This window comes from Verrucomicrobiia bacterium (assembly GCA_019634635.1).
Taxonomy (GTDB): Bacteria; Verrucomicrobiota; Verrucomicrobiia; order Limisphaerales; family UBA9464; genus UBA9464.
Genome location: JAHCBB010000007.1, coordinates 44,912 through 59,755, shown reverse-complemented (window position 1 = coordinate 59,755; position 14,844 = coordinate 44,912). Strand labels below are relative to the sequence as shown.

Here is a 14,844-nt window from a genome sequence, read left to right as displayed (position 1 = left end):
CCATGCAGCGAGCGACCCAGCCGGTGGCGTTGACCATTGCCGGATCCGACTCCGGGGGAGGCGCCGGCCTGCAGGCGGATCTGAAGACGTGGGCGGCTCTCGGAGTTCACGGCACCACGGCAGTGACCTGTCTGACGGCGCAGAATCCCGGGGCGGTGACCGCAGTTCACGCGCCGCCGGCGCGGTTTGTGCGCCAGCAACTTGAGGCCGTGACCATCGAGCTGCCGCCGCGGGCGGTGAAGACCGGCATGCTGTACAGCGCGTCCATCATCGCCGAGGTCGCCCGATGGTTCGATCAGCCGGGGCGACCGCCATTGGTGGTGGATCCCGTGATGGTCGCCACCAGCGGCGCCCGGCTGCTGCAGCCTTCGGCCGTCCGGGCCTTGACCGCGCGGTTGCTGCCGCTGGCCTGCCTGATGACTCCGAATGCGGACGAAACCACCCTGTTGACCGGACGCCGACTGCGGGGCCTGGAAGATCTGCGGGACGCCGCCCGGGCATTGCATCGGCGCTTCGGCTGTGCCGCCCTGGTCAAGGGAGGGCATCTGCGCGAGCTGGCACAGGCGACGGACGTGTATTTCGACGGCACCGTCGAGCTGGTGCTTGCCGCGCCGTTCGTCCGGCGCGTGGCCACCCACGGAACCGGTTGCACGTATTCCGCCGCCATCGCCGGCTACCTGGCCCTTGGTCTGCCGTTGCCCGCGGCGGTCGAGATGGCCAAGAACCACATCACCCAGGCCATTGCCCAAAGTGTCCGCGTGGCGGCCCACACCACCCTGAATCCGTTCTGGACCGGGGAGCCGCCGGGATGGCTCAAGACGGAATCTCGTCGGGTCGGAAGAACCGCCTCATCTCGATGACCGCATTGTCCGTAGAGTCCGAGGCATGTGCGATGTTGAGCATATTGGTGGTGCCGAGGTCCCCGCGGATGGTGCCGGGGGGCGCCTTTCGGGAGTCGGTCGGGCCCAGGAGATCCCGGACCCGCGTGATGGCGTGGTCGCCCTCCAGAATCAGGGCCAGGACGGGACGCGAGGCCATGAACGCCACGATCTCCGGGAAGAACGACTTGTCCTTGAGGTGCGCGTAGTGTTCGTCGAGCACCGCCGGGGTCAGCCGGAGCATCTTGGCGGCGACCAGTCGCAGGCCGGCCTTCTCGAATCGGGCGATCACCTCACCGGCGAGGTTCTTTTCCATGCAGTCCGGTTTGCAGAGGATCAACGTACGTTCCATGCGTGGCCCGCGGTTGTGCCGGATCACGGGCGGGACGTAAAGGGGCGAAGCGTGGTCGGCTCCACGGCCCGCGGACGACAACCCGGTTGATTCGAGCGAGGGCGGTACCGGGGGCGGTTGGCGACAGCATTGGAGCGGCGCTCCTTGCCGGGCCTTTCCCAGGGGGCGACTCACCGCAAATGCCCTGCCGTCCAATATGGGATCCAGCGACGTTGCTCCATCCGGTTCCGGATGGGGGCGTTGAGCCAGATCCGGACGGTCTTCCTGGCTCGCGGATTTGCCGGACCCGGGGCGCGGCCGCATCGAGCCGGCAGGGGATGGGTATCGCAGTACGGGCGAGGAATCCGGGGATGAAGGGAGCTGGTGCACGGGGCGGGGGTCGAAACCACGGAAGGGGGTTCTGGGAAGGTGGGCCGTGGTGCGCGATGGTGCATGAATGGGCCGTCATTGTTGGCGATTCTGCGCTTTTGAAAGTCGCGCCTTCCGATGGGGTGGAAGCAGGTTCGTGCAGATTTTGGCGCGTTCCCTGTCCCAAATTGTCACCAACTTTCACGGCGAACCGAACGCGGAGGGAGCCCCCCCCCGGGGGGGGATCGGGTTTCCGTGGCGGGACACCGCGGGTCGATGGATTTGGGCTGGGCAATTATTTCAGCAAAAGCCCCCAAGGATTGGCCCCCGCGGATCACCGCAATCTGCGGCGTAGATGCAGCTGCAGGGCACCGCGGTGCCTCCGCCTTCAAGCCTGGCGGAACCGCGAGCCAGTCGAAGATTGCGCCGACGACGTCGCACGGTCGAAAACTGCCGGTTGTTCGACGACGAGCGGCGCGTTGCGCTTTACCTCGACCCCATCCGTCCGCAATCGTCGCGGCATGTCCCTCGGTGAAGCCGACACCCGAGCCAAACTGATTGACCCCAAAATTCGCGAACGGGGTTGGACGGAGGATCATCTCAAGCGTGAGGTGACCGCCGGCACGGTGGTCATCGTGAACGGCAAGCCGCGGAGAAAACGGCAGGGCCGCATGGACTACACGCTGCGCCTGAAGGTCGAGGGCTTCATCCAGCCGCTCGCCGTCGCGGTCTTGGAGGCCAAAGCCGAGAACCACCCGCCCGCCCACGGCTTGCAGCAGGCCAAGGGCTATCTGGACGCCTGCAAGCGGCTGAACGTCGCGTTCGCCTTCGCCAGCAACGGGCATCTGTTCGTCGAGTTCGACAGCTTCACCGGCCTCACCACCGCGCCGCGGCCGCTGTCGGAGTTTCCCACGACCGACGAACTGCGCGCCCGCTACGAGGCCGGCCGCGGGTTCAAGCTGACCGATGCCGTCGCCAAGCCGCTGCTGACTCCCTACCAAGGCGGCGAAACATCCCGACGCTACTACCAGGACGCCGCGCTGCGGGCCGTGCTAGAAAAGCTGGCGCGCTGCGAGTTGGAGGCAGCCGACAAGCGCGCCCTGCTGTCGCTCGCCACGGGTGCGGGCAAGACGTTCATCGCCGTCCATCTGCTCCGCCGGCTGGCCGACGCGGGCCAGCTTCAGCGGGCGCTGTTCGTCTGCGACCGGGATGCGCTCCGCGGGCAGGGACTCGGGGCGATGATGAACGTGTTTGGCTCCGATGCCGCCGAAGTCTATCGGGACAAGGACGGCAAAAACCACGCTCGCAATGCCCGCATCCATGTCGCCACCTACCAGACGCTCGACCAGGACGGCGCGGGCGGCGCGAACCTCCTCGCCGAGTTCTACCCGGAGAACTACTTCTCCCACATCATCATTGATGAATGCCACCGCTCCGCGTGGACCAAGTGGTTTGAGGTGCTGAAGCGCAATCCGAAGGCCGCCCACATTGGCCTGACGGCCACGCCCCGCCGGCTGCAAGAGCTGACCGGGCGCACCACCAAGCCCGGCTTCGGCGATCCCGGCGAATCGGAGGAGGGCGACGCCCGAATGCTCGCCGACAACCTCAAGTATTTCGGCGAACCCGTTTACGAATACGGCATCGGGCAGGGCATCGAAGACGGCTACCTGGCGGCCTGCGAAATCTTCCGCTTCGACCTGTTCCACGACAACAAGGCCGTCAACGAACGCGACACACCAATCACCAACGCCGAACTCGCCACCAAGACGCTGACCTACGCCGACACCGGCGCGCCCGTGTCAGCCGACTCCATGCGGGATGCCTACGGCGCACCCGACATCGAGGAGCGCATCACCCTCCCCGAACGCGTCGCGACCATGACGCAGGACCTCTTCAACCACCTGCTCGCCACCGGCGGGCCGGAGCAGAAGACCATCCTGTTCTGCGCCCGCGACCGCCACGCCGACGCCGTGGCGACGGCGATGAACAACCTTTACGCGAAATGGTGCGCGGCCAACGGCAAGCTCCGGCTGGACCATTACGCCTTCAAATGCACCGGCAGTGCCGGCGGCGCGGACACGCTCCCCGACCTGGCCGGCTCGCAGAAATCGCACTTCATTGCGACCACGGTGAACCTGCTGGAATACGGCGTGGACGTGCCGTGCGTCCGAAACATCGTCTTCGTCAGATACGTCCGTTCGCCGATCACGTTCTACCAGATGGTCGGGCGTGGCACCCGGCTGGACCCCGCCACCGACAAGCTGATGTTCCGCGTGTATGACTACACCGACGCCACCCGGCTCTTCGGCGAGGCGTTCATCACCAAGGTCAAGCCGCGCGACAGCGACGGACCGGATAATCCGCCGCCCCCACCGGACCCCGTGGTGCAGGTCGAGGGCATCGAGGTGGAGGTGAGACCGGCCGGGCGTTTCATCCTGACGCAGGTGGACGGACGGGCCATGCCGGTGACGGTGGAGGAATACCGCGAACGGATGGCGGCGAAACTGGTCCGGGCCGCCCCGTCGCTCGACGTGTTCCGGAGCCGGTGGGTGCAGCCAGCGGAACGGCGCGACCTGATCGCCGCGCTGCCCGAAGCGGGCCGCTCCGCAATCGTGCTCCAGACGTTGGACGATATGCTGGCTTACGACCTGTTCGACGTGCTGGCGGAGGTCGGTTACGGGCTGGCCCCGCGCACGCGCGTCGAGCGGGCCGACGCATTCAACTTCAAGCACGCCGCCTGGCTGCGCAGCCTGCCGCCGCCCGCCGCTGGCACGCTCCGTGCCGTGGCCCAGCAGTTCGCCCGCGCCGGCACCGACGGACTGGAAAGTCGCGAGCTGTGGGAACTGCCCGAAGTGCGCCGGGAAGGCGGCCTGGCCGCCCTGCGGACGCTGGGCAAACCGTCGGCGGTGTTGCTCGACGCCAAGGAACGGATGTTCGCCGCATGATTGCGAGCGCGGACGGATGCCCGGCTGGTTGGGTGGTGGCGATAACGGAACATTGGCCCGCCCTCGCGCCGCCTCACCTCGCGGTTTGCCGCGACTTCGCGACGGTGCTCGCGGTGACGGCTGGCTGTGCCGTCGTGGTGGTGGACATCCCCATCGGCCTGCCGGCCGACGGTCAGAGCCGCACTTGCGACGAACGGGCGAAGCAGGAACTCGGCGCGAAAGCGTCGAGCGTCTTCTACGCGCCACCTCGCAGCTTGTTGACCTCAACAACGCACAAGGACTTCAGCGACCGGCACAGGGGGCAGTTCAACGGCGATGGCATTTCGATACAGGCGTTCGGCCTCGTGGAGAAGCTGCGCGAGTTGGAGGTGGTGATGACCCCGGCGTGGCAAACTCGGGTGCGTGAGTTCCACCCCGAGCTGGTGTGGCAACGGCTCGCCGGGCGACCGCTGCCGAAGAAGAGGGAACGTGAAGGACGTGAAGCCCGATGGGACTTGCTCCGTTCTCTGGTTGCTGGACGCGAGGAATTGACCGCATGGCGCAAGCGGGCCGGCAGCGCCCTCAAGGAAGATGACCTGCTGGATGCGCTGGTGGGGCTGGACTTGGGGCACCGGCTGGCCACCAATCCGGCGCGGGCAACCTGTTTGCCCGGGAACCCGCCGCGGGATGAACGCGGCTTGCGGATGGAGATTTGGTTTTGAACGACACGACGACAACGCGGGAACTGCCGAAGGGGTGGCGGTGGGTGAGGCTAGGCGAGGTTGCCGGCATCACGGGCGGAATCCAGAAGACGCCCGAACGCGCGCCCGTAAAGCTCCACAAGTCGTTCCTCACAGTGCGGAACGTCCGGCACGGTTCACTCGATTTGTCGGTGGTTGAACGCTTCGAGGTCACGCCAAAGGAATTTGAACGGTGCCGGTTGCAAGCAGGCGACTTGCTTCTCGTTGAAGGCAACGGCAGCAAAGACCACATCGGCCGAAACGCGGTCTTCCAAGAAGATGGCGAGTGGATTCACCAAAACCACATCATCCGGGTCCGCCTGCCGGCGGAGTCGTTCTCACCGGAGTTCATCAGCCACTTCCTGAGCAGCAACGCAGGCCGGGCATTGCTGTTGGAAAAGGCGCAGACCACTACCGGGCTTTACACGTTGAGCACGGGCAAAGTCGCCGCGCTTGAGGTTCCAGTTCCACCGCCGGCGGAGCAGCGGCGAATTGCGGGGGTGTTGCGGGAGCAGATGGGGGCGGTGGCGCGGGCGCGGGCCGCATTGGAAGCCCAACTGGCCGCCGCCGAAGCCCTGCCCGCCGCCCACCTCTGCGCCGTTTTCCAAAGCCCCCAAGCCCAACGCTGGCCTCGGAAGCGGTTGGAAGAAGTGGCGGAATTGCTGCCGTCCAAGTCTGTTGCTTCAGATGGGGACACGGAAGTTCGTGCCATAACGACCGCCTGCTTGACCGAGACAGGTTTCCGGGCGGGCGGCATCAAGACTTCACGAATGCGTCGCGATGATGTCGCAGCCAGCACCGTCAAACCCGGCGAAGTGCTGGTGGCTCGCAGCAACACCCCGGATTTAGTCGGGCGAGTAGCGATGTTCACCGGAGAAGAGGCCGGCATCGTGGCCTCCGACCTGACGATTCGCATCTGGCCGGCAGACGCCGACTTCGGCCAGTTCCTGACCCGGTATCTGTCTTTCCTCTACCTCAGCGGCTACTGGAAGGAGCGAGCCGGCGGCGCGAGCGGTTCGATGAAGAAGATTACCCGCAGCCAGATTGAGAGCGAGCCCGTGCCCTACCCGCCATCGGGCGAGCAACGCGCCATCGCCGCCCGTCTCGCCACCGACCTCGCAACGGTCACGCGCCTGCGCCTGGCCCTGGCGGACCAACTGGCAGCCGTGGAGCGCCTGCCCGCCGCCCTGCTCCGCCGCGCCTTCGCCGGGGAGGTGTGAGGTCGCTTCCGCCCCGGATTTCCCTTTGGTGAAGCATCCCCGGCGGTGTAACTTCCCGGCGTCAACATCAACGCTGCAAAACGCTCTGCCCCCATGCCCGCCACCGGCCCAGCCAGCCCGCTTCCGGGCCTGTTTCACCGGCTGAAACGGGTGGGCTACGATGACGCGTTTCTCCGGCGCGCGGTGTTGCCCGACTGGTGGGATGATTCGCTGGCGGATAACCCCGCTTCGTGGGCGCAAATTCAGCTTCGGATTGCCCAACGCCTGAGCCTGCCGCTGGGCGACCTGGTGGACGCTTCCAAGGCATTGTCGCTGCCGGACGTCAGCGGCATCCGCCTGAAGCGGGCGAAGAGGGGAACCGCCCGCGAGGATTTGGCGGCCGGCATGGTGGCGGCCCGTAACGCGGTTCGGTTGGTGGTGCCGCACCTGCAAAATCTCTCCCCGCTGCCGGCCAACCTGACCGCCGCCGCGCTGCGCAAGTGGGTGCTGGAGCGCAATCCCACGGTGGACTTGGGCGGCCTGCTGGAGGCGTGCTGGGCGCACGGCATCGCCGTGTTTCATTTCGCTCCGTTGCCCACTGAGGCCAAGAAGTTTGCCGGCATGGCGTATTACGAAGGCGACCGGCCGGTGATCGTGCTGGCCTCCGGCTACGACGAGCCGGCACGGCTGGCATTCCACCTGGCGCACGAGGTCGCCCACGTCATCCGCGGGCACGTCAAGCCGGGCGGCGCGATCCTCTGCGAGGCCAGCTTTGAGGGAGCGAACGAAGACGAGGACGAGCGGGAGGCGGATGGCGATGCCCTGGAACTGCTCACCGGACGCCGGAACCCGCAATTGAACCCGATCTACGGCCTGACCGCGCCCAAGTTGAAAGCGGAAGCGCTGCGCGAGGGGAAACGCTCGGGGATTCATGCCGGAACGTTGGCGCTGATTTACGGCAAGACGGCCGAGCGGATGCCCGTGGCGGTGAATGCGCTGAAGCTGATGAACATGAACGCGGGAGCGCGAGCGATCATCGCCGGGGCGCTGGGGCGACGCCTGTATGGGAACGACGCCACCACCGCCGCGGCCGACTTGCCCGGAGCCGTGGTGGAATTGCTGCCCCTGTTCGGCCTCGACTGCCCCGCGTAGCCATGAGCCAGCGGCGTCTGCTCATCGACAACGACGCCTTCATCCTACTGGCCGGGGCCGGCTATCTTCAAACCGGCGTCGAGGTGCTGGGATTTGCCTTCGAGGACGCCCGCCGCCTGGACTCATTGGAATTCATGCTCCGCAAGCAGGCCAAGTGTCTGCTGAAGTATTTCGCCGAAGTCCGCAATCGCGCCTTGGAGCAATGTAGCCGGGTGCCCGGCCTCAACGAACGGCCGGCCGTCACGGTCTTGGCCCAGTTCGCCGAGGTTCCGAACATGGACGACGGGGAAGCCTTGCTATACGGCCTAGCCGCCGAGCTACCGCTGCACTATCTGGCCTCCAACGACAAACAGGCGATGGTGGCGGTGGCGACCGATCCCCGGCTGACAGCGATCCGCGCGGCGGTTGCGGGCAAGGTCATCTGCGTCGAGGCGGTCACGAGGCTGCTGATTGCGGCGGACGGAGCCGGGGCGGTGGCCGAGCGTTTTGGCGGTTTGAACTGCTCGGATAAACGGCTCGCGAGCATTCTTTCCCCGGCGACCACCGGACGGCCGGAAGATTGTCTCACCGCAGCGGACTCAAACTTAGAGAGCTTGCGCCGACAGCTTGGGACCGACTTTCTTTTCCAGCCATGAGTTCCGCCGAAATGCCGGCTTCCAAGGGCAACAAACGCCACGCCACGCCGCAATCGCTGAACGCGGCGGTGAAGGGCATCTGCGACATAATGCGGCGCTCGAACTGCGCCGGGGCGCTGCAATACGTGCCGGAGCTGACGTGGATCCTGTTCCTGCGGATTCTCGACGAGCGGGAGGCGCACGAGGCGGAGGCGGCCGAAGCGGTGGGCGCGGAATTTGTCCCGACCCTGGGCGCACCCTACCGCTGGCAGGATTGGGCCGCGCCGGGCGGGGCGAAACGCAAGGCGCTGGAGGACGGCAAGCTGGGCGATCTGTTCAACTTCCTGAACGGCGAGTTGCTGCCGCACCTCCGGAAGCTCCGGGACCAACCGGGCGCGACTTCCCGGCAACGGGTGGTCAGCGAGCTGATGTCGGGCGTGGAGCGCACGCGGATTGATACGGAGCGCAACTTCCGCGACGTGCTGGACAAGGTGGATGAAATCCGCGCCGAGGCGGTGGACACAACGCACGTCTTCACGCTGTCGCAGGTTTACGAGGGGTTGCTGCTGAAGATGGGTGAGCGGGGCAATGACGGCGGGCAGTTCTTCACGCCGCGCGAGGTGATCCGGGCGATGATCCGCGTGATTGACCCGCAGATCGGCGAAACGATTTACGACCCCGGCTGCGGGACGGGCGGTTTCCTGGCGCAGTCCTTCGAGCACATGGCGGGGCCGAACAATGAGCGCATCCAGACGGGTGAGCAGTTGGAGACGCTGAGGCAGCGGACGTTTTACGGACGGGAGAAGGACAATGCGGTGTATCCCATCGCGCTGGCGAACTTGGTGCTGCATGGCATCGACGAGCCGCACATCTGGCACGGGAACACGCTCACCGGGCAGGAGACTTACGGCGGACTGTTCGAGAGCAGCCCGGCCCTGTTTGACGTGGTGATGTCGAACCCGCCTTTCGGCGGCAAGGAAGGAGCCGGTGCGCAGACCCGCTTTGCCTACCGGACCGGAGCGACGCAGGTGCTTTTTCTTCAGCACATCCTGAACTCAATGGCGCCGACGGGGCGCTGCGGGTTGGTGATCGACGAAGGCGTGCTGTTCCGCACCAACGAGCGGGCCTTCGTGGACACGAAGCGGAAGCTGCTCAACGAATGCGACCTGTGGTGCATCGTGAGCCTGCCGGGCGGGGTGTTCTCCGCCGCGGGTGCCGGCGTGAAGACGAACCTGCTTTTCTTTACGCGGGGCAAATCCACGGAGCGCATCTGGTATTTCGACCTGTCGGACCAGAAGACGGGCAAGAAGACGCCGTTCACGCTGGAGAAGTTCGCGGACTTTTTCCGGCTGCTTCCGTCCCGCGGCGACAGCGAACGAAGCTGGACCGTGGACATCGCCGCCCGCCGGCAACAGGCCAAGGTCGACGCCGACGCAATCCGGGCGCAGGCCGCCAAGCCGGCGGCCGAACTGGCGAGGCTGGAGGATGAACTCAAGGCGGCGAAGAAGGCCAAGCGGTCCGAGCCGGAGCTGGCGGCCCTGAAGGAACGGGCCGGCGTGCTCGCGCGCGAGGTCAACGAGCTGAACGGCAAGGCGCAAGCGGTGGAGGATGCCGCCTTTGACCTGAAGGCCGTGAACCCCAACGCCAAGAGCATGGCGGACACACGCACGCCCGGCGAATTGCTGGAATTCATCGCCAGCAAGGGCAAGGAAGTAGAGGCGGCCTTGGCCCAACTACGGGAGGCCGCCGGCAATAGCTCGCCGAATGCGACCGCTTAAAAGGGTGACGGGAGAAAAGTTGGAGCCAACCAAAGCAAGGCGAGGAAAGTTACCCCCACTTAAACACGCGCGGGGGCGAAACGCCGGGGTGAAACCAAGCGGCGGGCCGGCGGCAATGGGTTGCCGGCGGGAGAAACCGTTCACAAATAGGGCCGAAGGGCCTCCACGGCGCCGCGCTGGGTGTCCTGGCGCGGCCATCACGCCAGGGGCAGGAGCCAGCGGTAGGTGGTCGCACGACCGGGCTTGCCGGCGGCGCGTTTGGTGCCGGGAACGGCCACTTCCAGCACGGCCAGCTTCCGCAGTTTGTCGAGCAGGCGGTGAGCCTCCATGGAGCGAACATCCAGCCGAAGGGCCAACTGATCGGAACTGAGGAAGAAGGTGGCCCGCTCGGCAGGTGGTTCCGACCGCGCGGCGAGATCGCGGCAGATGCGGTAGGTGTCGCGCTGGTCTTCGGGGAGGCTCCGGTAGAGCGCGGCCTCGTCGGCAGGCAGGGAGGCGAGATACGTCTCCCGGACGCCGGCCAGCATGGCTTCGGCCTGCTGCCGGTGTTGGGCCAGCGAATCACGGTAGAGCGGCGCGTGGCGTTCGTAGAAATGGCACACGAGCGGCACGACGAACTGCCGGGCGACGGCGCGGTAGAGAAAGGGCACGGCCTCGACAATGACCGCGTTGCGCTCATGGGGCCGGGCTTCGTAATGGCGGTCGAGCATCTGCGCGTAGAGCTGGGCCAAGCCGGGCGACTTGCGCTCCAGGCGGGCACGGGCGGAGCTTTCAGCCTGCTGGTGCTCCAACAGTTGGGCCGCGGTCACGCGAGGCGGAGCCGCCTGCGGAGCCAGCGCGGGAGCCAGAGAAGTTGGGCGATCCCCTTCCCCTTGTGATTCGTCGTCCATGTTGTGCAGAGGTGCAGAAGTGCAGACAGGCAGAGGTGCAGAGGTGCACTCCGGCAGAGCGGCAGACGAATGTGGAGGTGGTTGGGGAGTTCTCCCGCCCTTCAGTCGTTTAAGCTGCACACCGGCCGGCCAGTGGATGTCCTCGAAGGCGAGTTCAACGGGCGGGCCGCCGGTCCGGCGGTATTTGCAACCCGAGGGGTGAAGCCCGGCGATGATGGTATAGCCCCCGGTGGCGCGCCATTCGCCGACCGCTTCCTTGCCGCGGACCAGCCGGCCGAGCGGGGGATAGTCGCCGCGGAGACGCACCCAGACGTTGCCGCCACGGGCGCCGCGGGAAATCAGGGTGCCCGTGAGGGCGGGGTTCGCCGCCAGGAAGCGTTCCAGCCATTCGTCGGAGTCGAGATCGACCGAGCAAAGGTGATTTGAGGTGGGGCCGAGCAGGACGCCTAAGCTGGGGCTGGCGTCGGAGAACCGGCGGCGGAATTTCGGCGAATCGGTCTGCGCGCGGGTTAGCTTGCGCCATCCGGTCAGCACGGGCGTCTTGTCCCGGCGGACGGGGAAGATCACGGCGCCGAGTTCAGCGGCCAACTGCTGGGCCAAGATCGCGGACGGGTGCATGGGCGGCATTCCACGACGGGAAGTCAAAAGCCGGGGACGGGCTACCGAGCAGCGATGCGGTAGCGCTCCCGGATGTGAGCCAGGAGGTCGCCGCGCTGGAACCGCACCAGCTTGCGCCCCAGCTTGAGGTAAGGGACCGCGCGACGGGCCATGAGGCCGTCGAGGGTCCGCACCGAGATGCCGAGCAGATGGGCCGCTTCCGGCTTGCTGAGGAGGTCGTCCGCGCCACTGGTGACCGCCGGCGCAGTTGGCGGATTCGTGTCTATGTCGTGCATGTAGGTGCCTTTCGGGTGCTATATGCACGATGACGCCGCCGCGGTCGTAGGGGGATTTGGAAGGCACCTCTCCCCCCTACCTTCCGAATTAGGATGGAGTCGGCTGGATGAGTGCCTGCATGTCCATCCGCGGGAAAGTGGCCTGAATGAGAGTATCAACGTAGGCAACCCAGCGAGGAATATGGCGGCTGGAATTCTGTTCCGCTTTGTAGGCGTGGTTGAAGTTCCGCTTTGCGTGCTCAAACGCCTCATGGTCCGACGGTGGAGCGGTTGCGGGTGGCGGGATCAATTGGCCGTTGCGAAGCCACCGGGCTCGGTCGGCGTCGGTAAAGCTGGCCGCGGCGAACCGTGTGGCGGAAATGTTGGACCGGAGGTAGTCGCTGATCGCTTGGCCGCGGCCCGTGGCACCAGGAAGCCGGCGGGCTTCGACGCCCAGGAAGACTTCCCAACAGCGAGGCGTGCCCAGCAAATCGCGAGCTTCGGGCAATCCGGCCAAAAGCTGCCGTTTGAGGTGGGCGAGGACAGGCCCCACGTCTTCCCGCGTCAGCAGGTGGGGCAACGCGAACACGCGATGGCGGGCCAGATCGTCGAACAGGAAGAGCCGATGCTCCTCCGCTTCGGTCAGGCTGAACCCGACCTGCGGGACGCTGCGAAATGAGTTTCCGCCCCGAGTGGGAACGGGCGGACAAACCGTCTCGCTCTCGCCTCGTCGAACACGGTCCAAGTCGCCGACCAAATCGCCCACGAGCCGGTTGGCAGCCTTGACCGCCTTGGAGGCACGGGCCGCAAGGGTGGCGAGATTCCAGTCACGGAAAAAGTCGGTTTCGGCGACTCGCCCCTCCCCACAAAGGCGAGCCCATTGCGCACCGAAGGTCCGCCGGAAGCCAACCGGCGTGTCCGGCCAGGGGGTGTCGAGGGTGAAGCGCCGCCCGGCGGTGTGGTAGGCCGTCCACTCCGCGATTTCATCGCGGCAGGAGGGTTGCAGGCGGGGCTCGTCCGAGGTGAGCGTCTCGATCTCTGGTCCCAAACAGATCGGCCAGCCGTGGGCGTTGGCCCGGCTCTCGGCCGGGTCCATGCCGTCGGACGCAGTCGGGATTTGCGACGCAAAGAAGATCCAGGGTGTTTCCGGGGACTCTTGAGGATGGCGGCCCCAACCGATTCCGACGGTATCAATCGGGACCACCTTCCCCGCGGCAAGCTCGGCTTCCCGTCCGGGTTCGCAGGCGATCACGCGGCGAATGAACAGGGGCGGAAACGCCAGCCAACGCAGGGCAGTTTCGGAACAAGGATTGTGTCGTTCTACGCGGGACAGAACCCGGTGAGCGCAGCCGGTCGCCCGGTTCCACTGCTTGGGGTCGCCACCCTGGCGGACGGACTCCAATGACATGAGGAATTTCGCCGCGCGCTGGAACCGCGAATTGCGCCGCAGAAGTTCCCACAGCTTGGCGGGCGGCGTGTCGGGCACGTAAGGCCCGGTTGCTTCGCCGAGGCTTTGACCTGGCTCACCTTCCACGAAGCTGTTCTGCCAACGCGACCGCCGGGGTCAAGCGGCTTTGACCGGCAGCGGGATGACGTTGTCGGCGGGAACCGGCGGCAGGAGGCTGAACCACGCCTCGGCCTGTTCGCGGGTGGCAAGCTGGAGGTAGTGTTTCACGATCATCTGCGGGCTGTTGCCCATTTCGAGCGACACGCGGGGGATGTCACCGGTCAAAGCGACGCGAAAGGTGCCGAAGCTGTGCCGGAGCCCATTCTCCCGCCACCGGACTGTGGCCGCCTCACCCCGGGCCACCCGGGCGGCATTCACCGGCGCAAGTATCCGGCGGGTAATGATGTCCTCCCGGTCGGTCGGGCAGATCGGGCCAGCGGCGCGCCAGTGTGGGGCCATCCATGCCTTCGCCGCGGCGCACAGGGGCACCAGTCGCCGCGACGGGGTGCGCCCCTTGCGCGTGATGACGGCGAGGTGGTTGCCCTCGGGCGTGACGTGGCTCCAGTCGGCCCGGGTGACCTCGCTGGTCCGCATGCCGCAGAAGCCGGCGAGCACGAGGAACGGCACAAATTCGGCCGGGGCATGCTCCAGCAGTTCGCGGAATTCCGCCGGGGTCCAGGTCAGCGTCGCGGGCGGTTCGGCCTTGGGCCGTTGCACGGCGGCGATTTCGTCGAGCAGGTCGCGCGGCGCCTTCCGGAGCTTCACGCAGTAGCGAATAAAGGAGCCGATGCAGGTGATTTCGTTGACCCGGGACCGGGCGGACACGCCGAGGGTGTCCAGAAAGCGCTCAAAGAGGGCGGTGGTAATGGTGCCAACGGGGCATTGAAAGGCTTGGGCGAACCGGCCGAGGCGGAAGCGGAGGTCCTTGAGGTGGCGCTCGCTCATGCCGGCCTTGGCCTTGGCCGCGATGAATTCACCGATCAGTTGCTCCACGGCGGCGTCACCGCTCACGGCACCCCGTCGGCGCACGTAGTCGTCCACCGCGGCGGCCAGAGAAACGCCGGCGGGCAGGCGTCGGCAGGCGTCGGCATACTCGGCGACGGCGAGGTTGAGGGGCTTGCCGAGGTCGCGGACGAGTTCAAGGCATTGGACGTAAACCGCGCGGTCGGCCGGGGTGAGCTTGAGGGATTCGTGCTCGGCATTGGCGAGCTTCACGACGGCGGCCTGGGCTTCGGTCCGAGCCTGGTCGAGGTCGGAAAAGCGACGGCGGATGCGCTCGTTGCCGAGGTAGTAGGCAACCGTGAACTGGTCGTAGTCCTTGCCTTTAACCTTCGTCGGTGTGTGGTAGATCTTCACCTCCGCACTGCCATCGCGGATTGAAATCGGGAACTTGTCGCCTTTGCGAGCGGAGCGAGTTGGGGACAGAACCATGGGGCAATTTGTCCCAAATCTGTCCCTAACGAGGCGAGTAGGAAACGTCAAAAGCCACCTAAGTCTTTGACTATCATGGAGAAATAATTGGTGCACGGGGCGGGGGTCGAACCCACAACCTTCGGCTTCGGAGACCGACGCTCTATCCAATTGAGCTACCCGTGCGCAAAACCGATGGGGACGGTAGACAGACCACCCCGGCCCGGCAATGACAATGCC

At 66.2% G+C, this 14,844-nt stretch carries 12 protein-coding genes and 1 tRNA gene; 7 read left to right on the top strand and 6 right to left on the bottom strand.

Annotated elements, in window-relative coordinates; translation table 11 throughout:
* Positions 1-2: 2 nt before the first annotated feature.
* A complete protein-coding gene (thiD, locus tag KF791_06595; GenBank protein ID MBX3732247.1) occupies positions 3-860 on the top strand; it encodes a bifunctional hydroxymethylpyrimidine kinase/phosphomethylpyrimidine kinase in 858 nt (285 codons plus the stop codon).
* Here the strand turns inward: thiD and ndk are convergent.
* The gene (gene ndk / locus KF791_06590; protein ID MBX3732246.1) at positions 814-1,230 is read right to left on the bottom strand and encodes a nucleoside-diphosphate kinase; all 417 of its coding nucleotides are present in this window, start codon (positions 1,228-1,230) and stop codon (positions 814-816) included. The two genes, thiD and ndk, sit on opposite strands and share 47 nt — an antisense overlap.
* Positions 1,231-2,189: 959 nt before the next feature.
* On the opposite strand from ndk, the gene KF791_06585 reads away from it, so the two are divergent.
* The 6 genes from KF791_06585 to KF791_06560 all read left to right on the top strand — a co-directional run bounded on the left by KF791_06585 (position 2,190) and on the right by KF791_06560 (position 9,985).
* On the top strand, positions 2,190-4,523 hold the full coding sequence (locus KF791_06585) for a DEAD/DEAH box helicase family protein (GenBank protein ID MBX3732245.1): 2,334 nt from the start codon (positions 2,190-2,192) through the stop codon (positions 4,521-4,523).
* Positions 4,520-5,224, top strand: coding sequence for a DUF429 domain-containing protein (locus tag KF791_06580; protein ID MBX3732244.1), 705 nt, complete (start codon positions 4,520-4,522; stop codon positions 5,222-5,224). Before KF791_06585 ends, KF791_06580 begins: the two co-directional genes overlap by 4 nt.
* Positions 5,221-6,462, top strand: coding sequence for a restriction endonuclease subunit S (locus tag KF791_06575; protein MBX3732243.1), 1,242 nt, complete (start codon positions 5,221-5,223; stop codon positions 6,460-6,462). Before KF791_06580 ends, KF791_06575 begins: the two co-directional genes overlap by 4 nt.
* Positions 6,463-6,555: 93 nt before the next feature.
* On the top strand, positions 6,556-7,593 hold the full coding sequence (locus KF791_06570; GenBank protein ID MBX3732242.1) for an ImmA/IrrE family metallo-endopeptidase: 1,038 nt from the start codon (positions 6,556-6,558) through the stop codon (positions 7,591-7,593).
* Positions 7,594-7,595: 2 nt separating this feature from the next.
* Positions 7,596-8,228 carry a hypothetical protein gene (locus tag KF791_06565; GenBank protein MBX3732241.1) on the top strand — a complete coding sequence of 211 codons (633 nt, stop codon included), beginning with the start codon at positions 7,596-7,598 and terminating at the stop codon, positions 8,226-8,228.
* Between the two features lie 11 nt (positions 8,229-8,239).
* Complete coding sequence (locus tag KF791_06560; protein ID MBX3732240.1) at positions 8,240-9,985, top strand: N-6 DNA methylase; 1,746 nt, start codon at positions 8,240-8,242, stop codon at positions 9,983-9,985.
* Positions 9,986-10,182: 197 nt separating this feature from the next.
* On the opposite strand, the gene KF791_06555 is transcribed toward KF791_06560, so the two are convergent.
* The 5 genes from KF791_06555 to KF791_06535 all read right to left on the bottom strand — a co-directional run bounded on the left by KF791_06555 (position 10,183) and on the right by KF791_06535 (position 14,790).
* A complete protein-coding gene (locus tag KF791_06555) occupies positions 10,183-11,493 on the bottom strand; it encodes a bifunctional DNA primase/polymerase (protein ID MBX3732239.1) in 1,311 nt (436 codons plus the stop codon).
* A gap of 41 nt (positions 11,494-11,534) precedes the next feature.
* Positions 11,535-11,768, bottom strand: a complete 234-nt coding sequence (locus tag KF791_06550) for a helix-turn-helix domain-containing protein (GenBank protein MBX3732238.1) — start codon at positions 11,766-11,768, stop codon at positions 11,535-11,537.
* 88 nt (positions 11,769-11,856) lie between these two features.
* On the bottom strand, positions 11,857-12,999 hold the full coding sequence (locus tag KF791_06545) for a hypothetical protein (GenBank protein MBX3732237.1): 1,143 nt from the start codon (positions 12,997-12,999) through the stop codon (positions 11,857-11,859).
* Between the two features lie 312 nt (positions 13,000-13,311).
* Entirely contained in the window at positions 13,312-14,625 is a 1,314-nt protein-coding gene (locus tag KF791_06540) for a site-specific integrase (protein MBX3732236.1), read from the bottom strand.
* An 88-nt stretch (positions 14,626-14,713) separates the two neighbouring features.
* A tRNA-Arg gene (locus tag KF791_06535) sits at positions 14,714-14,790 on the bottom strand.
* Positions 14,791-14,844 lie beyond the last annotated feature (54 nt).